Origin of the sequence: Rubidibacter lacunae KORDI 51-2 (assembly GCF_000473895.1) — a bacterium.
Taxonomy (GTDB): domain Bacteria; phylum Cyanobacteriota; class Cyanobacteriia; order Cyanobacteriales; family Rubidibacteraceae; genus Rubidibacter; species Rubidibacter lacunae.
Genome location: NZ_ASSJ01000076.1, coordinates 89,603 through 111,640, shown reverse-complemented (window position 1 = coordinate 111,640; position 22,038 = coordinate 89,603). Strand labels below are relative to the sequence as shown.

The 22,038-nt window shown below is 56.5% G+C and carries 23 protein-coding genes and 1 tRNA gene; 9 read left to right on the top strand and 15 right to left on the bottom strand.

What is annotated here, in order from left to right; translation table 11 throughout:
• The first annotated feature begins 288 nt into the window (after window positions 1–288).
• From KR51_RS13605 to frr, 3 genes are all read left to right on the top strand, one after another.
• The gene (locus KR51_RS13605) at window positions 289–1,422 is read left to right on the top strand and encodes a glycosyltransferase family 4 protein (protein WP_022608621.1); all 1,134 of its coding nucleotides are present in this window, start codon (window positions 289–291) and stop codon (window positions 1,420–1,422) included.
• 549 nt (window positions 1,423–1,971) lie between these two features.
• Entirely contained in the window at window positions 1,972–2,685 is a 714-nt protein-coding gene (pyrH, locus tag KR51_RS13600) for a UMP kinase (RefSeq protein WP_022608619.1), read from the top strand.
• On the top strand, window positions 2,682–3,230 hold the full coding sequence (gene frr / locus KR51_RS13595; RefSeq protein ID WP_022608618.1) for a ribosome recycling factor: 549 nt from the start codon (window positions 2,682–2,684) through the stop codon (window positions 3,228–3,230). The genes pyrH and frr overlap by 4 nt, the downstream gene beginning before the upstream one ends.
• 253 nt (window positions 3,231–3,483) lie before the next feature.
• Here frr and KR51_RS13590 read toward each other — a convergent pair whose 3' ends face one another.
• Together KR51_RS13590 and KR51_RS21025 are read right to left on the bottom strand one after the other, a co-directional pair.
• Complete coding sequence (locus KR51_RS13590) at window positions 3,484–3,849, bottom strand: hypothetical protein (protein WP_040656270.1); 366 nt, start codon at window positions 3,847–3,849, stop codon at window positions 3,484–3,486.
• A gap of 612 nt (window positions 3,850–4,461) precedes the next feature.
• Window positions 4,462–4,584, bottom strand: a complete 123-nt coding sequence (locus KR51_RS21025) for a hypothetical protein (RefSeq protein ID WP_269634915.1) — start codon at window positions 4,582–4,584, stop codon at window positions 4,462–4,464.
• Between the two features lie 143 nt (window positions 4,585–4,727).
• On the opposite strand from KR51_RS21025, the gene KR51_RS13585 reads away from it, so the two are divergent.
• Complete coding sequence (locus KR51_RS13585) at window positions 4,728–5,855, top strand: sensor histidine kinase (RefSeq protein WP_022608616.1); 1,128 nt, start codon at window positions 4,728–4,730, stop codon at window positions 5,853–5,855.
• Between the two features lie 16 nt (window positions 5,856–5,871).
• Here KR51_RS13585 and KR51_RS13580 read toward each other — a convergent pair whose 3' ends face one another.
• Window positions 5,872–6,195: a hypothetical protein gene (locus tag KR51_RS13580; RefSeq protein ID WP_022608615.1), complete on the bottom strand. Its 324-nt coding sequence runs from the start codon at window positions 6,193–6,195 to the stop codon at window positions 5,872–5,874.
• Window positions 6,196–6,228: 33 nt separating this feature from the next.
• Here KR51_RS13580 and KR51_RS13575 point away from each other — a divergent pair, with 33 nt between their 5' ends.
• Both KR51_RS13575 and KR51_RS21020 read left to right on the top strand, forming a co-directional pair.
• Entirely contained in the window at window positions 6,229–6,552 is a 324-nt protein-coding gene (locus tag KR51_RS13575) for a DUF6439 family protein (RefSeq protein ID WP_022608614.1), read from the top strand.
• 400 nt (window positions 6,553–6,952) lie between these two features.
• On the top strand, window positions 6,953–7,078 hold the full coding sequence (locus KR51_RS21020) for a hypothetical protein (RefSeq protein ID WP_269634914.1): 126 nt from the start codon (window positions 6,953–6,955) through the stop codon (window positions 7,076–7,078).
• A 95-nt stretch (window positions 7,079–7,173) separates the two neighbouring features.
• On the opposite strand, the gene KR51_RS13570 is transcribed toward KR51_RS21020, so the two are convergent.
• The 6 genes from KR51_RS13570 to KR51_RS13535 form a co-directional block, all read right to left on the bottom strand.
• Window positions 7,174–7,920 (bottom strand): DUF561 domain-containing protein, encoded by a 747-nt coding sequence (locus KR51_RS13570; protein WP_022608613.1) that lies wholly within the window; start codon window positions 7,918–7,920, stop codon window positions 7,174–7,176.
• 1,020 nt (window positions 7,921–8,940) lie between these two features.
• Window positions 8,941–9,013 (bottom strand) — tRNA-Ala (locus tag KR51_RS13560).
• Between the two features lie 32 nt (window positions 9,014–9,045).
• A complete protein-coding gene (locus tag KR51_RS13555) occupies window positions 9,046–9,765 on the bottom strand; it encodes an HAD family hydrolase (RefSeq protein ID WP_022608612.1) in 720 nt (239 codons plus the stop codon).
• Window positions 9,762–10,949 carry a class I SAM-dependent methyltransferase gene (locus KR51_RS13550; protein WP_232214617.1) on the bottom strand — a complete coding sequence of 396 codons (1,188 nt, stop codon included), beginning with the start codon at window positions 10,947–10,949 and terminating at the stop codon, window positions 9,762–9,764. The genes KR51_RS13555 and KR51_RS13550 overlap by 4 nt, the downstream gene beginning before the upstream one ends.
• Before the next feature lie 245 nt (window positions 10,950–11,194).
• Complete coding sequence (locus KR51_RS13545) at window positions 11,195–12,889, bottom strand: alpha/beta hydrolase (RefSeq protein ID WP_022608610.1); 1,695 nt, start codon at window positions 12,887–12,889, stop codon at window positions 11,195–11,197.
• 1,347 nt (window positions 12,890–14,236) lie between these two features.
• The gene (locus tag KR51_RS13535) at window positions 14,237–14,545 is read right to left on the bottom strand and encodes a TIGR03792 family protein (protein WP_022608609.1); all 309 of its coding nucleotides are present in this window, start codon (window positions 14,543–14,545) and stop codon (window positions 14,237–14,239) included.
• 304 nt (window positions 14,546–14,849) lie between these two features.
• Here KR51_RS13535 and KR51_RS13530 point away from each other — a divergent pair, with 304 nt between their 5' ends.
• The 3 genes from KR51_RS13530 (at window position 14,850) to KR51_RS13520 (ending at window position 16,840) form a co-directional block, all read left to right on the top strand.
• A complete protein-coding gene (locus KR51_RS13530; RefSeq protein WP_022608608.1) occupies window positions 14,850–15,173 on the top strand; it encodes a phasin family protein in 324 nt (107 codons plus the stop codon).
• 66 nt (window positions 15,174–15,239) lie between these two features.
• The gene (locus tag KR51_RS13525) at window positions 15,240–15,740 is read left to right on the top strand and encodes an FKBP-type peptidyl-prolyl cis-trans isomerase (protein ID WP_022608607.1); all 501 of its coding nucleotides are present in this window, start codon (window positions 15,240–15,242) and stop codon (window positions 15,738–15,740) included.
• 209 nt (window positions 15,741–15,949) lie between these two features.
• Complete coding sequence (locus tag KR51_RS13520; RefSeq protein ID WP_040656337.1) at window positions 15,950–16,840, top strand: mechanosensitive ion channel family protein; 891 nt, start codon at window positions 15,950–15,952, stop codon at window positions 16,838–16,840.
• A gap of 114 nt (window positions 16,841–16,954) precedes the next feature.
• Here KR51_RS13520 and chlG read toward each other — a convergent pair whose 3' ends face one another.
• The 6 genes from chlG to menB all read right to left on the bottom strand — a co-directional run bounded on the left by chlG (window position 16,955) and on the right by menB (window position 21,991).
• Window positions 16,955–17,962: a chlorophyll synthase ChlG gene (gene chlG, locus KR51_RS13515; RefSeq protein ID WP_022608605.1), complete on the bottom strand. Its 1,008-nt coding sequence runs from the start codon at window positions 17,960–17,962 to the stop codon at window positions 16,955–16,957.
• Between the two features lie 194 nt (window positions 17,963–18,156).
• Window positions 18,157–19,260: a Get3/ArsA fold putative tail anchor-mediating ATPase NosAFP gene (locus KR51_RS13510; protein WP_022608604.1), complete on the bottom strand. Its 1,104-nt coding sequence runs from the start codon at window positions 19,258–19,260 to the stop codon at window positions 18,157–18,159.
• Window positions 19,261–19,316: 56 nt separating this feature from the next.
• A complete protein-coding gene (gene petP, locus KR51_RS13505) occupies window positions 19,317–19,511 on the bottom strand; it encodes a cytochrome b6f subunit PetP (protein ID WP_022608603.1) in 195 nt (64 codons plus the stop codon).
• 553 nt (window positions 19,512–20,064) lie between these two features.
• Complete coding sequence (locus KR51_RS19830) at window positions 20,065–20,208, bottom strand: hypothetical protein (RefSeq protein WP_022608602.1); 144 nt, start codon at window positions 20,206–20,208, stop codon at window positions 20,065–20,067.
• Between the two features lie 185 nt (window positions 20,209–20,393).
• Complete coding sequence (locus KR51_RS13500) at window positions 20,394–21,056, bottom strand: hypothetical protein (RefSeq protein ID WP_040656264.1); 663 nt, start codon at window positions 21,054–21,056, stop codon at window positions 20,394–20,396.
• Between the two features lie 101 nt (window positions 21,057–21,157).
• Window positions 21,158–21,991 carry a 1,4-dihydroxy-2-naphthoyl-CoA synthase gene (gene menB, locus KR51_RS13495; RefSeq protein ID WP_022608600.1) on the bottom strand — a complete coding sequence of 278 codons (834 nt, stop codon included), beginning with the start codon at window positions 21,989–21,991 and terminating at the stop codon, window positions 21,158–21,160.
• Window positions 21,992–22,038 lie beyond the last annotated feature (47 nt).

Below are 22,038 nucleotides of genomic sequence, written 5' to 3'. Positions count from 1 at the left end.
TCCTGGGCGATCGCTTGCTGTGGTAGTCAGAGACTGTCAGCATGATGCTGCTTAACCCGATCGGCTATCGAACCGAGATGCCGGAGTGCGCTCAACTGCTCCGTCGCACCTCCGAGTCACTTGAATGCGCAATACCCCAATGCCATTGGGAGCGTGGAACGACTAATAAATTATTGGGGTTCTTAGCTTGGTCTATCTGCGATGTCCTGGGGACGCGACGTACCTGGAACTGGTATCCTTTACCAGCAGGATTGCGTTAGTTTGCCGTTTCGAACCTCTAAACCAGCAATGCGGATTGCCCTGTTTACCGAAACCTTTTTGCCCAAAGTTGACGGCATCGTTACGCGCCTTTGCTATACCATCGAACACCTCCAGCGAGCCGGTAATCGCGTGCTGGTTATCGCTCCAGATGGCGGTTTAACCGAATACAAAAACGCCCGCGTCTACGGTGTTTCTGGATTTCCATTACCCTTATACCCAGAGCTAACTCTGGCACTGCCGCGCCCGGCGATCGGCGCGCTGTTAGCAGAGTTTCGCCCGGATTTGATCCATGCCGTCAACCCAGCCGTGCTGGGACTGGCTGGACTTTACTATGCCAAAACCATGCAGCTGCCTTTGGTGGCGTCTTATCACACGCACCTGCCGCAGTACCTGCAGCACTACGGACTCGCGGCGTTTGAGGGCTTGCTCTGGGAGATGTTGAAGGCCGGGCACAACCAGGCCGATTTGAATTTGTGTACCTCGACGGCCATGGTCTCGGAGCTGACGGCGCGCGGCATCCAGCGCGTGAATCTCTGGCAGCGCGGCGTCGATACCGAGCTCTTTCGGCCGGAGTTGGCATCTAAAGAAATGCGATCGCGTCTTTCCCAAGGTCATCCCGAATCCCCACTGCTCCTTTATGTGGGACGCGTGTCGGCCGAGAAGGAAATCGATCGCATCAAGCCCATTTTGGAGTCGATTCCCGACGCGCGGCTGGCGATCGTCGGCGACGGACCGCATCGCGAGGTCTTGGAGCAGCACTTTGCCGAGACGCCCACCTACTTTGTCGGTTACCTGCGCGGCGAAGCGCTGGCGTCTGCCTATGCATCGGCAGATGCGTTTATCTTCCCGTCGCGAACGGAAACCTTGGGGTTGGTGCTGCTCGAAGCGATGGCGGCCGGTTGTCCGGTCGTGGCAGCGGCTTCCGGCGGCATTCCAGACATTGTAACCGACGGGGTTAACGGCTATCTCTTTGCACCGGACGACCCGGATGGTGCGGTCCGCGCGACCCAGTGCCTGCTCGATGCTCGGACCGAGCGCGAACAGTTGCGCCAGAACGCCCGGCGCGAAGCCGAGCGCTGGAGCTGGGCTGCTGCCACGCAACAGCTGCAGGATTACTACCGCACGATGGTCGGGCAATCGCAGCTCTCGACTGCTGCCTAGATACTGTCGAGTGGTATCGGGATCGAACCCGTTCGGCCGGTATGCCCCGCAGAACTGCCAGCGGCGATCGCGAATGCCGTTGATTTGGCCAGCGCGCGACCCGAGATACAATTCTGTCGCCATGCACGGTCGGGGTCCTGGGAACGGCAATCCTGAAAAAAATTGCCCCTTAGTCTGGATTATTCACGAAGATTTTGACGAAGCCTCAAACCCTTGTTCTGACTTGGCTCCAATCGACATGTATAGAAACGCACTGTCATTGAGCAAAAAAGTTTGCAAGCCTTGCAGGGCAGAAGGGTTTAGGGTACCCGCATAAGAGTTCATGAATAATCCAGGATAAGCTCCGAGCGGCCGATTCCCTGACGTTTTCATTCACACCCGGTCATTCCAGAACAATTTACTTAAACCTCCGCCCCCGACAACCAACAAGCAAGTCTCACGCGGTCGGGAGCGATCGCCGAGCGGGCCGGGTAAATCCGTGCGGACATCGGACGGAAAGCTGCTATGTTATGTGGAGGCAAACGCACACCGAGCGCGGGCAGGGCGAACATGAAGTACCGGAGGGTGCTACTCAAGCTCAGTGGCGAGGCTTTGATGGGCGATCGCGGTTTCGGCATCGACCCAGCAGTCGTCGCGGGCATCGCACAACAAATTTCCGAGATCGTCCGGACGGGCATACAGATGGCGATTGTCGTCGGGGGCGGCAATATTTTTCGCGGCGTCAAGGCAGCAGCTGGCGGCATGGACCGCGCTACGGCCGATTACATCGGTATGATCGCCACCATCATGAACGCGATTACCCTCCAAGACGGTCTCGAACAAATCGGCGTCCCCACGCGAGTTCAAACCGCGATCGCTATGCAACAGGTTGCCGAACCCTACATTCGCCGTCGCGCCATTCGCCACCTGGAAAAGAATCGGGTGGTTATTTTTGGTGGTGGCTCGGGCAACCCCTTTTTTACCACCGATACAACTGCTGCGCTGCGCGCGGCCGAGATCGACGCCGAGGTCATCTTCAAAGCCACACAAGTAGATGGCATCTACGACTGCGATCCCAAACTCAATCCCAACGCCCACCTTTATCAACACCTGACCTACAGCCACGTCCTCACCCACAACCTGCGCGTGATGGACGGTACCGCGATCGCGTTGTGTCGGGAAAATAACATTCCTATCGTCGTCTTCAATTTGTCCGTGCGCGGCAATATTGCCCGTGCCGTCCAAGGCGAAACTGTTGGAACCATTGTCGGAGGTCAAGCATGAATAAGTCCGAAGTCGAAGGTCTGATGCAGAAGGCTGTCGAAGCCACCCAACGTGCCTTCAACGCCATCCGGACCGGACGCGCGAACGCGTCGCTGCTCGATCGCATCTCGGTCGAGTACTACGGAGCGGATACGCCCCTAAAGTCCCTCGCCAACATCAATACCCCCGACGCCACGACGATCGCCATCCAGCCCTTCGACATGAGCAGCCTCGGAGCGATCGAGCGCGCTATCTCAATGTCTGACTTGGGTCTGACGCCGAACAACGATGGCAAGATTATCCGACTGAACATTCCACCGCTGACCAGCGAGCGCCGTCAGGAATTCGTCAAGATTGCCGGCAAGTATGCCGAAGAAGGACGCGTGTCCGTCCGCAACGTCCGTCGCGACGCGATCGACGCAATTCGCAAACAAGAGAAAAATAGCGAGATCTCCGAAGACGAATCCCGAGATCTGCAAGGTGACGTCCAGAAGTTGACAGACAAGTACACAAAAAAAATCGACGAGTTGCTCGCCGCCAAAGAGAAAGACATCACCACGGTTTAGATATTCTGCCAGTGCCCTGCAGCGTCTCGAACTTCCGGTACCCACAGCCCTTGAGGTAGTAAGACGCTTAAGTGGGATTGCATCATCATCGGTGCCTGCCCGGCTGACCCAACGGCTGCCTATCGCCTAGTCTGTTAGGGCCGATCGGTCCTGCTGTTGGTAAGGGAGTCCTTACCGCGCGCCAAATCCTGCGGGGGCGGAGTTTGCCCGGCGATCGCAACGGCGATCTCGCACGTACTTCAACGTCGGCATCCTAAAGAACGCTTTTATCTGGCGCTTCCCCCAAGGCGATCGCGACGGGGTTACTGCTGCTGTCTTGAGCGGCGCCGAAGGCAAATCCCGCAGCTTCTCGCAGCAAAGTCTTAACAAGAGCGCACGCCATGCCGGACTCGACATTACCAGACGACAGTACGGCGAGTTTCCGGCGACCGTCTGGTCTGGTTCGCGGTCGCTCCATCGCGAGCGGAGGCTCATAGTCAGCGACACTGCAGTCTTGGGCAATCCGCTCTCCGCTGAAGGCATCCGCCAGGCAATTGTCATTGGCGTTCGTGCTGCCGAAGAGGTCGAACGTGCCCTCGTGGGCGACGCGGGTGCGATCGCGAGCTTTCAGCGACGCCATGCAACCGCAACGGGGGCAGGGAATCACCCTCGCCTAGCGCTTGGCAAGATTTATCATCATTTCCCGGTATTCCCTACAAGGTCGCGTTCAAACGACTGACAACCATGGAAATGATAAGCGTAATTCTCTGCGGGCAATTAAGCTATGCCAACGTTTCCGAACGGGCGATCTCGTGTAGCGAGCATAGCTTAATTCCCGGTCGCACCTAGGCAACACCAACTCTAGGAAGTGATGCGACAGATGGCAGATCTGGAACTTCGAATACATGGGGCTTGCTGAAAATGGCTGGAATTGTTTCAGCGAGTAGGTTCCAGCGTTTTCTGCGTCAGAGAAGTGCAAGGTTATGGTTGCTAGAGCCTCAAAACCCTTGCACTTGAGCCGAGATCTAGGGGCGAAAATCTGGGGCTAGATGGCGAAAGCCTGATTTCATGAGCTCTCTGTCCCCTAAATTCACTTTGCGGACTTTTTCAGCAAGCCCTACATGGGATTGTTTGCTTCATCTGTCGTAGTCATTGTGCAAATTTGTATAACCGCAACTGGGTAGCAGCTATGTCTTAGGGGGGTAGCGATCGCCGGGAAATCACCTGGTCGGGGCGCGGACCAAATTGACTTCTAGGCATTGAAACTATGTACTCCCACCATTCCCCAACCCCTGAGCCGCAGGTGCGGATTGAGAGCAGCGAGCGGGGCGCTCGGTCCGCTATCATCGAGCGTGCGGCGGTTGCTAAACTGCATTTTTACTTTGCGATGAATTGGGATAATAACCCGATAGGAATCTCTCGGGGGGGTGAGGCTTGGGTGCGACTGAGCGGTGAATAATGACTGACGTTCGAGAAAGTGTAAAAATATTGTCTTTCATTCGCTATTAATTGCCATTAGTGGATACTTACTTGCCACCTGCCAAATGCGATCGCCTCCTCGTGGTCGATGACGCTCCCGATAACCTGCTGCTAGTCGAAAGCATCTTGGAAGAAGAAGGCTACGAGATCGCTACTGCGGAAAACGGGCGCATTGCACTCGACATGGTGGCGCAGGCTCCGCCGGATTTGATCCTGCTTGACGTAATGATGCCGGAAATGGATGGCTTTGAAGTCACGCGGCGATTGCGCCAGGATGTCAGCTTGCCATTCATTCCCATTTTGTTGATCACCGCCTACGACCAGCCTAGCGTCGTGCAGGGATTGGACAGCGGTGCCGACGATTTTATTCGCAAGCCTGTTGAAGTGGACGAGTTGCTCGCACGCGTGCGCTCGCTCTTGCGCTTGAAGCACAGCGTTGACGAACGGGACGAGATCGCGCGCCAGCGGGCCGATTTTGTTTCCCGTCTGACCCACGACCTGCGCACGCCTTTGGTTGCAGCCGATCGCATGCTCGAACTGTTCCAGCAAGGTGCCCTCGGCGAACTGTCACCGACCATGAACGAGGCGCTGCAAACAATGGCGCGCAGCAATCGTAACTTGCTTGACATGGTCAACACCCTCTTAGAGGTTTACCGCCATGAAGCCGGTCGCAAGACGTTGAATTTTATGGCGGTTGACGCGCGCGCGGTGTTGCAGGAAGTTTTGGAAGAGTTGATGCCGCTGGTCCGCGAAAAGCACCTCGCACTTGAGTGCAATCTCGGGACCTTCAATGCGTTCGTTGAAGCCGATCGCCTAGAGTTGCGGCGCGCGTTTTCCAATTTGGTGGGCAATGCGATCAAGTTCACCGACAGCGGCTCGATCTCGATCTCGCTGCGAACTGAGACGATTGCAGGGCCAACCTGGATTGCAGCAGACGTGCGCGATACAGGTCCGGGCATTTCCCCAGAAGAACAAGTTCATTTGTTCGAGCGCTTTCGTCAGGGCCAGCACGGACGCTCTGGTAGCGGTTTGGGGTTGCATTTATCCCAACGCATCCTGTCCGCACACGGCGGTGAGATTGAGGTGGAATCGGAGTTGGGGAAAGGCAGTTGCTTCACGGCACGCCTGCCTGCAGCACGTGCGGATGAAGCTTCAACGGCGGCGTAAATTCCGTCGCGCGCGCTCAGCCGGCACAGGATTTGAGCGCCCAGCCCAACAAAAAACCGATGCCTCCGAAACGCACGACTTGCCAGAATGGTTCTTTGAAATCCTTCCAGCTCAGCAGGCGGCTTTCCAGGTCGGTTTCGAGGTCGGTAATGCGCTGCTGCAGACGCTGCAGTTCGCTTTGCAGGCGCGAACGCTCCCGGGTGCCGCGAACGATTTGGGCCCGACGGGCTTTGAGGTCAACCAGTGACGCTTCGATTGCCGCAAGTTGTTGTTCCCATTGAGCGCCTTCAGGGGAAGGAACGTCGGTCGATTGCGGGTTCGAGTCGTCTGGAGGCATCATGAAAGGCAGCGCCAATAGGGAAACGCGAACAACATGACGAATTTAGCGCAATCCGATACCGCTCGCGACACTGGTATTGCCGCCGATGCAGGGCCGTTGGGCGCGGAGGCGATCGCCCGCACCCTAGCCGAACAGCTGGCGATCGCGCCGCAAGATTGGCACCGGCTTAAGTCCAACCGCCGCGCCCGTGCTGCCGAACAGGCTGCAGCAGCGTTGGTTTATTTGCTCGGCGATCGCCCCGAGGAAGCCATCCCGCGCTTGCAACAGGCAATTGGCTGGCTCGACCGCTCCATTTCTGCACCGCCCTGCCCGACCCACGGCCCCGCCTCGGACGCTGGCGAAAGGTCTCAATCGTAGCGATACCATTAGTTATTTTTACGCGACACTTCTAGAAGTGCCCATCGAGACACCCAGTAAAGGCATAGCAGAGATCGATGCCCCGCCGAGATTTTATTGACGCGGGTTTGATGCCGGTGTCGCGCGAACGGTCGTCGTATTTTGGGGTTCTCTACTAGCAAAGTCTGGGGGCAAAGTGCTGCTGTCCCCAGCTGGGCTAAGAGCGGTAGAACCCGCCTGCCCACTCTGCGTTTCACAGTCCTTCCTTCTTAAGGAAGTCGAAGCGGTATTCGAAGGCGGCACAACCAAGTCATCGCCGCCATCGCAGTGCGGTGGCTCGGCTCGCATGAAGACGGTTACTTCGGACGGGCTAGTTGCAGCCGCCGATGGATTGGTATCGGTTGCGGAGCAATAGTCAGGCTTGCAACCATCGCCCACAATCGAGTTGCCGACCGCGCTTAGCGCGATCGCGATCGGTCCCTATCCTCTTCAAGGCTGCACGCGTGCGATCGTAACGGTCGAATTCTCGGAAGTTACAGCGATCTAACAAGGCACTGGGATTACAGAAGATGGATGAAAAAGGCGATCGCGTATCCTTACCAAATCGCGATCGCCACCGTCTCACTCCATGCAGTTGCAAATCTAGGCGATCGCGGGAGCAACTGCCGATGACTCCAATGCAGCAACGAGACTGCGAACCGCTGCGACCATCGCAACTTTGCTGTTGAGGCGATTGACTGCCGACCCGACACCGATGCCAGCCGCACCGGCCGCGATCGCCAGCGGTGCCGTCACGTCCGTCAGACCCGACGCGCAGAGGACTGGTACGTCTACGGCGCGGGAGATGCAGTGGGCGGCTGCTAGTGTCGGAGCCGCCTTTTCTATCGCGCCTAGAACGCCGCCGTGGGCCGGCTGACTGCTGGTACCGCCTTCAGTTTGGATGACGTCGGCACCGGCGCGGACGAGGTCTTCAGCTAACTGTACTTGGGCGTCCAGCGGCAGCACGTGGGGTACCGTCACGGAAAGCATCACTTGCGGTAACAGCGCCCGCGTGGCGCGGGTCAGCGCCAGCACTTCCTCGGCTTCAAAGCGTCGCCCTTGGGCGTAGAAACAGTCGAAGTTACCGATTTCGATCAGGTCGGCACCGGCCGCTACAGCAGCAACAAATGCCTCCGGTTCGACTGCCGACGTGCAAATGGGCAAATCGCAGGCTTGGCGTGCGCGACGGACCAACTCAGGCGAGGCGGCGATGTCGACAAAGGTGGCACCGCCAGCCGCTGCTGCACGGGCAACGGCCGCAACGCGATCGCCGTTGAAGTTATTCAATCCGCTGATGATTTTGAGCGCGTTGCGACGGGCAAATGCCGCTTGAAGTCCGGGATGAAGCATGGTTTGGCTCGCGTGCAATTCTCGATAGCCCTCATTGTACTGGCAGGGTACGAGGCATCGCTCCGGAAGCGTTCGTTTGCTTCCAATCACAACCTCTAGTCGGTGGTGCGATCGCTTCGCGCTACTTGCGAGCTTCGCTACTGCGCGAATGATGTCGTTGCAGAATGAGTTGGGTTTTCTAGCAGACCGCACGGACGATTCCAACCGCGGTGCCGGAGGCGCGTTTCCTCACCTGGCTGACGCTGCGAAACTGGTAACTTCCGAAGGGGTCTGGAGGATGCACTCCACCTGCTCTGAAGAAACTTGACTGACAGAGGACGAATTAGCTGATGGAGAGCGACCTTATTCCGCCGCCACTAGCAAGGTTCGACGGACTTGAATTCATCGGACACTTCGCGGAAAAGAATTTTGAAGCCCTGAGGTCAAGCTTCATCACCGCCGTGCCTTCAGTGAGATCGAGCTGCGCGAAATCGACCCATAATGAAGACGCTCGAGTTTTTAGCGCACCTTCATAGCAATAGCGCATCTGCGGAATGTTGGCGACGATTCGATACTGCGTGGTGGATAGTTTAGGAAGAGCGGGACTAGCGATCCCGAGTGGGACCGAAATGTGGCGGATCGGCGGTTAAGGCGATGCGATCGTTCGCTTCTCTCACGCTCCACAATGCCCTAAATGCAGGTCGATTGTGGGTTAAAGAAAAGAATCCCGAGATCCATAGTTTAGGGCAATTTTCAGGAGTTATGAACGCTGTCCAAATGTCTCAGAACGATCGTGATTTAGCAGCTTTTGTGGGTTTTGGATGTGCTTCCCCGAGTTACAATTCGATACAAGGTAAGAGCTTATTATGTAGGGCTTCCTTTTTCGATCGATTTAATTTCCTGAAGCGATATCAAATCTGCCAGGGTAGGATCCAAACCAAGGTACTAGAAATCCTGCGCATAAGGATGAAGGGGGCAGTTGGGATAAACGATCGCCTGTTCGGGCGATCGCTTAAATTTAATCGTTACATGTGAAAGAAGTGGAGAATAGGAGATTCGAACTCCTGACCTCTGCGGTGCGATCGCAGCGCTCTACCAACTGAGCTAATTCCCCGCGCGTCGCGTTTGGCTCGCGATGGCAGATTGCTATGCTAGCTTGCCAACCGTACCCTTGGCGAATACTTGCTTCACGCGCTCGAGTTCTAACTCGCCGAGGCGATCGACAGCCCAATCGGCTTGGCGCTGGATCATGTGCAGCGGATAGGCATGGGCGACGCCAACAACCTGGATGCCTGCCTGCCGCGCGGCTGCAATACCGACAGGCGTTCCTTCAACCGCCAAGCAGTCGTGTGGTTGCAACCCGAGGTCTGGGTAATGTCGGTTGAGGCGTTCGATCGCCAACAGGTACGCATCGGGAACGAGTTTCCCAGTATCGAGGTCGTCAGCCGTCACGATCGCGTCGAACGGCTCGGCGAGCTTGGCGCGCTCCAGCAAATAATCCACATCGGTCCGAGTGGAGCTGGTTACGATCGCCATAACCAGCCCGGCCGCCCACAACTGGTTGACGAACTCACCAGTCCCCGCATAAATCGGCAGCTGTTCGAGGGTGTCCAGGCGCTGGCGGTAAGCGGTGGAGTGACCTGCCAGCAACTTGTCGAGATAGGCATCCTCTACAACGCGGCCGCGGTCGCCAAGGATGGCGCGCAAGCAAGCTCGGTCAGATCGCCCTTGGCACAGGGCATCGTAATCCTTAACCGACGGTCTCAGGTTCTCGCCGAGTAAGATATCGGCGATTAGCTCGCGGCGGATAGAGTCGTCATCAACGATCGTGCCGTTGAAGTCGAAGAGGAGGGCTTTAAGGCTCATGGATTCGTAACGGGGCGTTCGAGCGAACCCGATCGGGCGGGTACTGCAGCCGGCGACTCATTCGCAGGGTAGCTTGCCGATCGCGATCGCGCAACGTTCGTGACTAGGGGCTTGCGAGCGCTACTAACTTGGTGCAGTCCCCACAACGGTTGGGTCCGCACGGCTTCAAAACCCGTTGACTGCAACCAATCATCCAGAGTGCCGGCAGCATAATCGCAGATATAGGGCTCTTCAAAGATTTCTGTCAGCCAAGTGAACGTCCGCAAAGTGACTTGATTGCCGTCCAGTGTTAGGAATTGTCCGTTAGGTCGCAGAAGGCGGAAGGCTTCGCGCAGGATTGCTTTGGTTGCCGATGCCGGGGTTTCGTGGAACAACAGCGAGGCAGTCACGAGATCGAATTCGTTGGGCGGCAAACCTGTTGCTTCGGCTAAGCCGTGCTGCCAGCGGATGGTTAGGTTCGCCCGACGAGCTTTATCGTCGGCGACAGCCAGCATGAACGGCGAGAGGTCTAACCCGAGAACGGTTGCTTTGGGGAAGGCGCGCTTGAACAGCAGCGTGGTCGAACCGGTGCCGCAGCCGAGATCGAGGATCGCGCGCGGAGAGCCGCCAACGGCGCGAACGGCATCGGCGCGAATCCAATCTTCGTTGGGCGGCAGAGCGTAATGCGTTACCGGATCGTAGGTAATAGCAGCATCGGCAGTCAGGTAACCGCCGGCGATGCCGTGGAAATTCTGGGTGCGGTAGTACTCCGGATACTCCAGATCCGGGCGGGAAAAGCGATCGCGGGCGGCGTCCCAATCCCACCCTGCGTATTGTCGGTGGATAGCTTCGCCATCGATGAGCGTAGTTGCGATGGGCTTTAGAAAGCGGTCCCAGAGCGTGTCTTTACCAGTTGCCACGATTGCTATCTCCGCACTGCCAAATGACTCGCCCGTATTGTAACGATTCGCAACAACTATTCCATAACAGCTCGCGATGACTTGTGAATGATTGCATCCAAGTGCGCTCCATCCGCAAGCACCCGGCAGCAACAAATTCTTATGGATAGACGAACGCGACAATCCAGCGCAGCCCGACCGGCAGTCCAAGCAGCTACTCCAGCCGCCAGCGATCGCGCCATACAATCCCAGCAATCCTGCCAACCCCAAAAACACTGGCGGGAAGAAGGTCGGTTTCCCCGCCAATAGGTGCCTAGCGCGTTCGGCAGTTGATAGCCCCGAACAAAGCCAGGCCCAGCAGCCATGTACCAAGTCCCACGACCTCGACTGAATACACACTAGCGCTAAGCAGGACTCCTATATATCGACGAGGGCCGGCAAAAAACACATCGCGATCGTGCCGGGGAGCATCAGCCCCCAAAGCACGACCTTGTGAAGCAGGATGCCCGCTCAACAGCAATAACCAAGGCTAGTTAGCATGGCGTTCGCGCCTATTGCTCGTTCTGGATCGTGCCGAACTCCTCTTGAAAATGGACGGTTGCTTCATCTAACGCTGCTGCTGAGGCATCGCTAATCCAGAGCAGCTTCTTAGGTGACTGGCTGATGTAGGTGGCGTAAGCAGACGACAGATAAGACAGAAACCCCTGGTTATCAAGTAGATGAACTTCCAGGAAGGCTAGGCTCATCGAGTGGGTGTAGTTATCGAGAAGATCTGGCGACGGCAACGTTACAAAGGGAGCGGCTTCAATCGCCTCGGCAACCCCTGCATCCACCTCCGAGAGATCCACGTGTGCTTGGCCTTCGATCAGTCCGAGATATGAGGGGACTGTCTCTGGGAAAAATGAGAACGTGCTGATTTGCTCGAGTGCGGCTGGCGTCGCCGGATCGTAACTGCCCGAAAAAATCACAACCGGCGTCTGAACCTTTTCCAAACCAGTTCTGCCGAGGATGACGCCCATGACCGGATTTAAGGCCGCAACCGCCGCGATGCGCGGATCGCGGAAGTCGTACTCTTCACGGGGCAAATCCAGCGCGCGACATTGCAGGAGTAAGGACACATTTGGACCGAAGCTCGGTCCGCAGTCGATGTCCAATTGGTCGAAGTTGATAGTTGCCCCCCCGAGGGCTAGAACCGTGTAGCCGCCGAAGGAATGTCCGAAGGCAGCAACGCGTTCGAGATTCAAGCGACCGCCGAACTCGCTGGCATTTCGCCGCTCGAGTTCGTCGAGCACGAAGCTGACATCAGCGGGGCGGTCGATGAACTCGTTCAGTTCGTAAACGACGCGCGAGTATCCACCCAGTAGGGCTTGAGCTTGGATAGAGTCACTGCCGGGATGCTGCGGAACGGCAACAAAGTAACCGTGGCTTGCCAGAAAACGTGCGTGGCGGTCGAAGCTTTCCGGGTTGGAGGCTAACCCGTGGGACATGACGACAACCGGTGTTTCGCCGTTGCGCCAGCGTTGCGGGCGGTATGTCAGTACATAGAACTCGCGATCGCGCGACTCATCGCGCAGGACAACTTTGTCGGCAACGACGCCGCGATCGCCATCCTGGCGAATGTCTGGCAGGGTGTCAAAGTCTACGCTCGGGCCGGCAGCGGCCTCTGCCTGGGACAAATCACGCATGACATTGACGGCGAACTCGGTTCCTTTGGCTAGCAGCTCCACGCGATCGGCAGCTTTGAACAAACCTTTGGCATCGATTTCGATATCCGTAGGGAAACGGCGCAGGGCGTTGAGCAAGGTCAAGCCTTCATCAGACAGGGCTGCGCCCACGATTGCTGCACGTAAGGCGTGAATGCCGTTGATGCCCCCGGGAATATTCACCAAGGTGCCGACCTGAGTCAAGAGTGCTTCTCCGGTTGGCGTGTTGAAGAAGCGATAAAGTGGCAGGGGATCGAGGTCGTCCCTAGTTTCGGTCAGTGCCAACCGGAAGAGTCCCTGTTTCTCTTCGTCGACACGCGATAAGTAAAAACCCAGTTGTCGGTCGATTTCGCCAGTCTCGGCATACCGTTCGAGCGAGTCAATCTGCAAAGAAATTCCCAGCAGTCCGTAAAAAACGCGAATTTCTTCAGCGGCATGTGCTGGCGTAGCTGTAGAGAAGGTCACCGACAGCGCGGCGATCGCGCCTGCCCCCATGCGCTGCATTAGCTGCCCCAGTTTCCACGAGTTGCGATTCACCGACACGAGCTCTACCTCCAAGGAAAAACCTCTAATACCTTATGGTATTAGGTATTTAAGACCTGCGATTACCTTTTCAATCGCGAACGTAGAGGGGTCGTGAAATGAACTTGAAAAGCCCCGAAAGTCCTGTGTCCTCGTCGCGAGGCATGTACCCGATTTCGCGCTGCCCGAAATTTTAAATAGCCTCCAAGTTACACTTTTAAAGTGTTTCTAGGGTAGCCTACACCGCTTTTGTTGAGGGCGAAGCCGCAATCTTCAGTTGGCTCCCCGCGATCTTGGTTGACGAGGGTGAGATTCGGATGCAAAGGGTGTCGACCCCTCCGGCGCTGGTTTTTTTTGGCAAGGATGCTGACGCCTTCGGGGGACTCTTTCCAGTCGAGGCAAATTCAGCCTTCGCCTTGTTATGGACAAGGAACAACGCTGTCCGGGGGCTTGTTGGGCAGCGCGGGGGCGGCGTCCACCCGATCCAGGCATGAACTATAGCGTTATGCTTTTGGCGAGTCAAATTGGTAGGTCTTGAGGTTGCTTGAAAGCCAGGTTATTTCGTTGTGCAATCTCACTAGCTTCAGCTGGTTGGGAATCACTTCAGAGCTTGAAAGCATTTCGATGAAGATGTTGGACAGACTTGGCGGGAAAAGTAGGGATGGCCGTCTGCAACGTGCAGCAGGGCATCTGGATTAATTCGCCCAAGACCCAAGGCATGGCTTCACGAGCATTTCAGCCGCCAGTAAGCCCCCAATCCAGCAATTTTTCGAGGTGCTCAGTCAGTAGTGGCGATTAAATTATCTGAATTTCCCCATCAAAATTGCTGTTGTGAAACTGCAGGTCTATGTAATCCTTACAGCATTGTGGGGAGCAAGCAAACCATCATGGCAAGCGCGATGAATGCTAGGGATGGTGGGTTGCGGGGTTAACAAGCGATCGCGCCGGACACACCTCGAGACTGCGGGGGTGGGGGTTCAGCCACCGGTCGGTCGCGGTCCCGAAACAGCGTGCAGATGGAGGCGAAAGGACGCTGCAGCTAAGTGCAAGTATTGTCGTGATGGTAGGCACAGCGATCGCGCAAAAAACCCTCGCCTACCGCACGGTGTAACGGAATGCCGGGATGTCAGAACGGTAACGGAATGCCGGGATGTCAGAACGCTTTCAGTTCTATTCCGCAGCGCGGGCAGCGAATCACACGAGCATCCACGCAATGTTGGCAGCGGGAACAGGTGGGCATAAGGTCCGCAAGTTAAGGATGCGCTCGGTCCGACCGGTCCGACCGCCATCTGCAGCCTAATCGATGTGAATCGTTACGACATATGGTCGATCCAATAGCAACGCGACCTACACGGGAATGCCTTTTGGTCAGCGGTGTGGAAACTTTCGAGCTTGATAAGCCCGCACGGCAAGCAACTCGTAAGGATAGGGGAAAGCCCCATCGAAACGAACTTGGACGCGATCGATTTCGGATGGCGGGATGTCAAACCACTGCTCGAAGCTCTCCCAACGAATCGCGATCGCCAGCTCGTCGGGGCGATCGTTGTCGAGCCAGACTTCCTTGCTAATAAATCCCACTTGCTCGGCCAGAAAGGGCGTCCATATCTCTGCATCGATCCGGATGAAAGCCTCGCGTTGTTCGGGAGCTAAGCGAAACTGCAGCCATTCGACAACCATTGGCAAAGTAGTCCGAGGGTCTCGGAGAGAGAATATCGTCAGTATCGCTCGGGTTTACGGCAACCGCAGCATGCTCGGAAATAGCAGTTCCTCGATCGCCGCCTTGCTGATGATTGCCCGAGCAACTGAGAAATGCTGCGGGCGAGATCGCTGCGCCAGGTCAGCCTGCACGTCAGCTCGGCTTATCGTTAAGAACGCACGATACGAAGATCGCACGACACGCCCCAACTATGCCATTATGTGGGAGCGGGTACGTCCCGAATGCGGTTATGAACCCGCAGAGAGATCGGCAGCTAGCACCGCAATGAACAACGATAACTGGATCGAGCGGCTGCTGATGCTCGGCATCGGCACCACTTCATTAGCCGCCGAAAAGATGCGCGAGGTTACCGACCAATGGGTTAAAGAAGGTCGAATTGACCCTAAGCACGCACAAGAATTTGTGAATGAATTGACCGAGCGCATGCGCTCTGAATCTGGAAATTGGGAAGAGAATATGGAGCGCCAGATGCGCAACATCCTCCAGGATTTGGGCGTGCCGCAGCAGCGCGAGATGGACGAGTTGCGCGGACGGCTCGACCGCCTGGAACGCCAAGTGCGAGACATCGAAAATAAGCTATGGCGCTAGCGAGCCGCGTTTGGGTCGCTTTCGGTCCGATCGAGTCAGTGGTTTAAGGCAAATTAAAGGCTAATTATGCGAGAGATCGGAGCGAGTTTGGGATTAGTCGTATTGTGCGCGTTGCTCACGATCGGCGCGCAGTTGTGGAATGGCGGCACCGCGATCGCTGAGGAAGCTGCACCCCCAGCAGCCATTGCACAGTCACGCGTAGCAGGAGAGAATGTCATGTTGAAGGATGCCATTGAGGCGGATTCGGGTTTAAAGTACATCGATATCGTTGTCGGAGAGGGAGCTAGCCCCCAGCGCGGTCAGACGGTGGAGGTGCACTACACGGGTACGCTAGAAGACGGCACGAAGTTTGATAGCTCGCGCGATCGCGGGCGACCGTTTTCGTTCAAGCTCGGTGTCGGACAGGTGATCCGCGGTTGGGATGAAGGCGTGGCATCAATGCGCGTCGGCGGTCGACGACAGCTCATCATCCCGCCTGATTTAGCGTACGGGCGACGTGGAGCTGGTGGAGTGATTCCGCCCAATGCCACGCTAATTTTTGACGTTGAGTTGCTGCGGATCGACTAGGCTCCATCGCGCGTCGCTATCGACGAAAGCGGACTTAAACATCCCTAAACGTACAGTCAAACGGTCTGCTACCGCGAAAGGTAGTAGACCGTTTGTTGTTTGCCGACTCGATTGCAGCTCAATTGCCGGTCTGCGAACGATCGACGAACGACACGCGGTAGCATTCTGGAGGCAAGGGGCGTCAACCAAACCAGCAAAATAGCATGATCATGAGCGAGTCACTCGAAACAATTCGCGATAGCTTGCAGGATCTAATCGGTCGGGCCGTTGAGTTAATTCCCGGCATCTTGGCAGCACTCATCGTCCTTGCTCTCACCGCTTACGCTGCTAAAGCTGCCCGGGATATCGGGTCAAAAGCGGGCATGGCCACCGCGAATAGCGCGTCACTAAGGCTTCTGATCGAGCAAACTTGCTACATCGCTACCTGGGCGGGCGGGGTTCTCTTCGCAGCGATTCTGGCGTTCCCCGGTTTACAATTGGGCGACGTGATTGCCGCACTCGGTCTCGGGACGGTCGCAATTGGTTTCGCGTTTCAAGACATCTTCAAGAACTTCCTGGCAGGTATCTTGTTGCTCTTGCAGGAGCCGTTTGAGATCGGCGACCAGATCGTCGTCAGCGACTACGAGGGCGTCGTCGAACATATCGACATCCGCACCACGAGTATTCGCACCTACCAAGGCGAACGCGTCCTTGTGCCCAACTCCACGATCTTCACCAATCCCGTGCAGGTGCGGACTGCTTATTCATCGCGGCGTTCCGACCTCGGCGTCGGTGTCGATTACAACACGCCGCTCTCTGACACGGCCAGTCTGCTCGAGCGCATCATTTGCCAGGTTGAAGGCGTGCTGCCAGAACCGGAACCTTCTATCGATCTTGTTTGCTTCAATGATAGTTCGATCGACTTCGTCGTCCGCTACTGGACGTTACCGCAAATGAAGGAAGTCTGCGTAGTGCAGACGCGAGCAATCTTGGCTATCAAACGCGAATTCGATCGCGCCAATATTACGATTCCTTACCCCATTCGCACGCTTTACTACTTCGACCAAGAGAAATACAACGACTATTTACCCGCAGGTGATGGCAACACTACACCAAGGTAAAATTGTTAACCCTCTCATACCACTTGCATAAGGTGGCGTAACTGCATGCTCTCGTCGCGACGCATGTCTCATATTTCGCGACGCCCAGGCTTTTCAAACAGCCTCATACCTGGTTTAAATGCCAGCGTGACCGAGTGCCAAGCCAGTGACCAACATGCCTAACACCAAAAAAGGTTGTGCGCTCGCCTGATACTTCACGTCATTTTTTAGTGGATCGCGGAGAAAATACATGTCCTGGAACGCGATCTGCGGAACGATTAGCAGCACCAACAGCACGGCATAGAAGTTCTCGCGAGCATAAATTAAGTATCCTGCAATACCCGCTTGAAACGTGTCGATCATCAGAGCGCTGAGCCAGGCCGCCGTGCCCACGCCAAACATAACCGGCAAGGATTTCAAACCCAATTGGGTGTCGCCTTGGACGCTTTTGAAATCGTTAACAACGGCGATGCCCAACCCTGCAAAGCTATAAATCAAAGTCAGAACGGCGATCGTTAAGTTCATTTCGCCGAACATCGCGTGACCCGTCCACCACGGCAAGGCAATATAACTCGCACCGAGCGCGTAGTTCCCCAACCAGCCATTCTTCTTTAGCTTCAGGGGCGGTGCGGAATAGATATATGCAACAAACGCGCCGCCGATCGCTGTAAACGTTATGGTTGGCACCTCATTGCCTGCCCACAAATCCAGCACGTACGCCAGCACCACACCCGCCACCAGCAACACGACAACTTGCACCACTACCTGCGGCACGGAAATCGCGCCCGACGGAATCGGTCGATAGGGTTCGTTGATGGCGTCGAGGTCGCGATCGTAAAAGTCGTTGAGCGTTTGGGTATAGCCCGTCATCAGGGGCCCTGCGAGTAACATACACGCTGCCGCTTGCAACAAGCATTCAAGCGACCAGACGTAGCTACCCGATGATGCTGCCCCGCAAACAACGCCCCAGATCAGCGGGATCCAAGTGATCGGCTTCATCAACTGCAGCCGAATCTTCCAAATCGACGTTTCGCCAGAGGCTGCGCCCTTCATACCCAGCATCTGTCGCGCCTTGGCGCCGGGGGCTGGGACTTCTTGGGTTTGCTCCGGTGTGGATTGCTCGGGTGTGGGCGAGTCAGACATAGTTTGGCAGGTAGAAACAGTGCGCGTTTCAGCAAACGACAGCCGCCCCCGGCGGCACCAAAACCGATCGCTTGGCTTACACCAGCTTAGCGGCGGCAATTCTGGAACGGAACAGATCGGTGAATATTGGCATCGACGAATTCGAGCGGTCGCGACCCGACTTGCCAACGCTCGAGCTCGCGTGGCAGCAAAATCTAGAGCGTCACGATCAAATAACCGTCTTGGAACTTTGCACCCTTGACCGATTGCCCGCTGAGTTGTGGCGGCAGCATGAGATTGCGACGCAGATCGCCGGCCTCAATTGTCAGCTCGAGACCGTACTGCGTCAGCTTGACCTGCTTTTTATCGAATCCCGGCAAAAAGAGGCGCACCTGTCGCTGCTTTACGTCGATCTCCACCGGCCGTGGAGCGTGCAGGGCTTGTTCGCGCAGGTTCGGAAGTGAGTCGCTCAGCACCTGCCAGTCATTGGACTCTGGAAGTGTGGTCGTTGCCAGGGGGGCAAACTGCGACGCGATCGCTCCGGCATCCACCGCTCGATTTAGCAGCAGCCCGCCGACCGTCAAGCCTGCTTGCTGGGCACTGCCCCAGAGATATCGCGCCGACGCGATCGCGCCCGGCTCCTGGGTGGCAACCAGAAACCCTGCAACACGACGGGGGTCGGCTAAGGCCGCTTTGCCCTCCTCAAGCAACTGGTTGGCATCCCGCGCTGGAGCGGCTTGCTGGTTGACAAGGTCCTCCGCCGACCACGAGACATTGAGGACGGCACTGCCGATCGGCTGCAGGAAGGGCGAGATCGTTTTCCCGATATCGGATTCGGCAAACAGCTGGCGCGATCGTCGAGCATACCAGCTCAACATCTCCGGCAGCGCGAGCATCCGCAGCGTGTCTGCGTTACCGCTACCGTCAAATACGATCGTGTCGTAGTCGTCGCTCGCGCCAAATTCCCGTAGTGCGTTCAGAACCAAGGCGCGATCCATGCCAGGCAGTACGCACAGCTCTTGACCGTATACGTCCTTGAGCACGGGCGATCGCAGATACTGCGCTTCGAGCTTTTTGACTTCTTCCCAGCTCTGCTCTAGGAGCGTCGGCGCATGCAGGCGCACCGCGCTCAAGTTAGCCGCGATCGTTTGCGGGTTGTTCGTTAACGTCGCGCCCAGCAGCAGGCTCGCAGTCGGACCCGGCTCGCAGGTCGCCCATAAAACTCGCGAACCCTCGGCAGCCAAACGTTTAGCAGCTGCAATCCCGACGGTGGTGCGTCCGGTACCGCCCTTGCCCAAAAACGTGAGAATAAATGCCATGAAATGAAGGGAATTGCAGGGTTACTGCCGGTTGGTAGACTCCTCCGATGGCAGCTCTAGCCCGTCGGCTCCAGCTCGTCCCCAAAGAACCAGGTTTCCGAGCGATCGTCGAACTTCACCACCGCGCCGACACCGCTACCATCCGTCATCTTGAAGTCCGCTATGGTGCCAACTTTTCCCAGCTTATCGACAATATCCGACGCAACGCGATCGCGCAGGCGGCAAACCTTGACCTTCTGTCCGATTTCCAATGCCATTCCCAAGTCGTTCCTTAAAATACAAATGCTCGGCGCCATAAATTGCCAACCCATAGTGTAGGTCAGTTTGGGGCACTCTAGAACGCGCGCGCGCGATCGATACTTGATGCAAGGCTCCCCCTGAAGAGCTAGCGGTCGCTCCACCATGCTTTAGGACTGAGCAGCGCGCGCTCGACACAGTCCCGCTGCGACCCCAACCTCTATTGCTTGCTACTGCTCTGGTCACGAGGAACGCGCCCGCGCGATCGCCTGAGGGTGCGCAACAAAAGTTAACACCTTTGAGCCGAGATTTGGTTGTGCTGACAAGGCATCGGCAAGCGATTCGCCGTATGTCAATGTAATACAATGCCGCGTTCGCCCGGTTAGAGCCTCGCTTGTATGATTTCTGAGGCTCGCGTGCAACCAAGTCCCGCTTCGCCGGAGTGGATTCCGTGGCGAGGCTGGGGCCCTGGTCTAGCACCTTGTCTTCAAGCTTGATGTCGGTGTTGGAGCCAAACTGCAAGAGCAGCTGGACCTGGTCCCCGATCGTGTGGTGTGGGAGCAGGGCTCAACGAAAGCGGCAGTTGATGGTGTCGTAAATGAAGTTTTCGAGGTTGTCGGCGAGGTGAGTCAGGGGGAAATATTGACGTGACGATAGAGGCGGAATTGGCAATAGTTGAGTACCATGTTCCCCATAGAACGTGGTCGCCATGATTGCTCCTCTGCTAGGTCGCGAGACCTGTCTGCGTAAGATCCGGGATTGCTAAATCGTAGCAAGCACGTGGATGACCCAGTTGCGCGATCTGGAACGGGAGTTCGTGGAATTGGTTTGACGCCGCTTAACCCATATAGCTCGGGTGCCGCGATCGCGCAGGGAACTGGATAGAGAATCGATCGCTACTGCGGGAAGTTAGGCAAGCTTTGGGGCACGGCAGGAAGTTCGAAGGTTCCCGCTTCAACAGAGGTTTGAAACTCCGTTGCGGTCAGCGACGTGAAGTAACCGTCCCCCTCAGATCCGAGGTAAAGCGGGATACCTCCCTGGGTGAAACAAACCTCGAATACCATTGCCTCGTCCGATTCGTCAAAGCGGAAACAGCTCGTCGGTGCGCCTGCGATCGTGCGATTCTCGAGCTTCTTGACGCGCCCGCGATACGATTCCACGTCGGTTCGAATTGCCTCCCATCCCAGGTTGCTAAACTCAGCCCCATCGGGAACGTCCTGCATCGACGGTAGTTGTAAGCATAGCCATTCTCCGTCCGGAGCAACGCAATTCACAATGGTTCCGTTGTTGATATAAATGCGGATTGGACCTTGGACTTCAATATCGTCGAGAGCAACACTATCAATTCGCATCTGAGCATCGGCAAACCAATGCTTTATCGATGCGGAGAAATCGGTTGCCTGGAGTTGATAAGCAGCGTAATACTCGAGGTTTTGCCCGATACGCGCAACTTTCTGGGCAAATTCATCGAAGTCGCTGTTGGTTTGCGCGAGCGCCGGCAAAGGAAACGCGATCGCGGCAACAGTAGCGAGTAAAGCAGAGCGAAGGGTTGCAGTCATCATCCTAGATTCGATCTCGGGGTCGACAAATGCGAGGATGCGCTAAGGAGAAAGCGCATCCGATCGTAAGAGTGGTTGCGCCAAAACAGCAAAGTCGCAGTTTACGGCCGCCACGGATACTGGCGAAAATCGGGCGATCGCTTTTCCAGGAAGGCTTGCTTGCCTTCAGTGCCCTCTTCAGTCATGTAGTAGAGCATTGTGGCATTGCCGGCTAACTCCTGCAAACCCGCTTGCCCGTCACAATCTGCATTGAAGGCTGCCTTCAAACAGCGAATTGCAGTCGGGCTTTTTTCCAGAATTTCATTCGCCCACCGTACGCCCTCGGCTTCGAGGTCCGCTACTGGGACAACGCAGTTAACCAAACCCATCTCCAGCGCCTGCTGAGCGTTGTACTGGCGGCAGAGGAACCAAATCTCCCGTGCCTTCTTATGCCCGACCACGCGCGCCAAGTAACTCGCGCCAAAACCTCCGTCGAAACTGCCAACCTTCGGACCCGTTTGTCCAAAAATGGCGTTGTCCGCCGCAATGGTCAGGTCGCACAGCAGGTGCAGCACGTGACCGCCGCCAATGGCATAGCCTGCGACGAGGGCAATGGTAACCTTCGGTAACGAGCGAATCGCCCGCTGCAAATCTAAAACGTTCAGGCGCGGTACGCCGGCTTCGTCGAGGTATCCCGCCGTCCCGCGCACGCTTTGATCGCCACCCGCACAGAAGGCATATTTCCCATCCGTATGCGGTCCGACGCCGGTCAGCAGCACGACACCAATCTGCGGATCCTCGCGAGCGTCCGCAAAAGCATCAAACAGTTCGACCACCGTCCGCGGGCGAAAGGCATTGCGCTTGTGCGGTCGGGCGATCGCAATTTTGGCAATTCCTCCAGCTTTGTGGTACTGGATATCCTCGTAGGTTCTGACGGGTTGCCACTCAACGGACATGAATTGGGAGTTTGGGTGCACGGTACGGTAGCGGACTGGCGCAAGTG

Coding starts and splice junctions, on each gene's coding strand:
- KR51_RS13605 (WP_022608621.1), top strand. CDS start 289: ATGCGGATTGCCCTGTTTACCGAAACCTTTTTGCCCAAAGTTGACGGC.
- pyrH (WP_022608619.1), top strand. CDS start 1,972: ATGAAGTACCGGAGGGTGCTACTCAAGCTCAGTGGCGAGGCTTTGATG.
- frr (WP_022608618.1), top strand. CDS start 2,682: ATGAATAAGTCCGAAGTCGAAGGTCTGATGCAGAAGGCTGTCGAAGCC.
- KR51_RS13590 (WP_040656270.1), bottom strand. CDS start 3,849: ATGGCGTCGCTGAAAGCTCGCGATCGCACCCGCGTCGCCCACGAGGGC.
- KR51_RS21025 (WP_269634915.1), bottom strand. CDS start 4,584: ATGCAGTTTAGCAACCGCCGCACGCTCGATGATAGCGGACCGAGCGCC.
- KR51_RS13580 (WP_022608615.1), bottom strand. CDS start 6,195: ATGATGCCTCCAGACGACTCGAACCCGCAATCGACCGACGTTCCTTCC.
- KR51_RS13575 (WP_022608614.1), top strand. CDS start 6,229: ATGACGAATTTAGCGCAATCCGATACCGCTCGCGACACTGGTATTGCC.
- KR51_RS13570 (WP_022608613.1), bottom strand. CDS start 7,920: ATGCTTCATCCCGGACTTCAAGCGGCATTTGCCCGTCGCAACGCGCTC.
- KR51_RS13555 (WP_022608612.1), bottom strand. CDS start 9,765: ATGAGCCTTAAAGCCCTCCTCTTCGACTTCAACGGCACGATCGTTGAT.
- KR51_RS13535 (WP_022608609.1), bottom strand. CDS start 14,545: ATGGTTGTCGAATGGCTGCAGTTTCGCTTAGCTCCCGAACAACGCGAG.
- KR51_RS13530 (WP_022608608.1), top strand. CDS start 14,850: ATGAACAACGATAACTGGATCGAGCGGCTGCTGATGCTCGGCATCGGC.
- KR51_RS13525 (WP_022608607.1), top strand. CDS start 15,240: ATGCGAGAGATCGGAGCGAGTTTGGGATTAGTCGTATTGTGCGCGTTG.
- KR51_RS13520 (WP_040656337.1), top strand. CDS start 15,950: ATGAGCGAGTCACTCGAAACAATTCGCGATAGCTTGCAGGATCTAATC.
- chlG (WP_022608605.1), bottom strand. CDS start 17,962: ATGTCTGACTCGCCCACACCCGAGCAATCCACACCGGAGCAAACCCAA.
- KR51_RS13510 (WP_022608604.1), bottom strand. CDS start 19,260: ATGGCATTTATTCTCACGTTTTTGGGCAAGGGCGGTACCGGACGCACC.
- KR51_RS19830 (WP_022608602.1), bottom strand. CDS start 20,208: ATGGCGACCACGTTCTATGGGGAACATGGTACTCAACTATTGCCAATT.
- KR51_RS13500 (WP_040656264.1), bottom strand. CDS start 21,056: ATGACTGCAACCCTTCGCTCTGCTTTACTCGCTACTGTTGCCGCGATC.
- menB (WP_022608600.1), bottom strand. CDS start 21,991: ATGTCCGTTGAGTGGCAACCCGTCAGAACCTACGAGGATATCCAGTAC.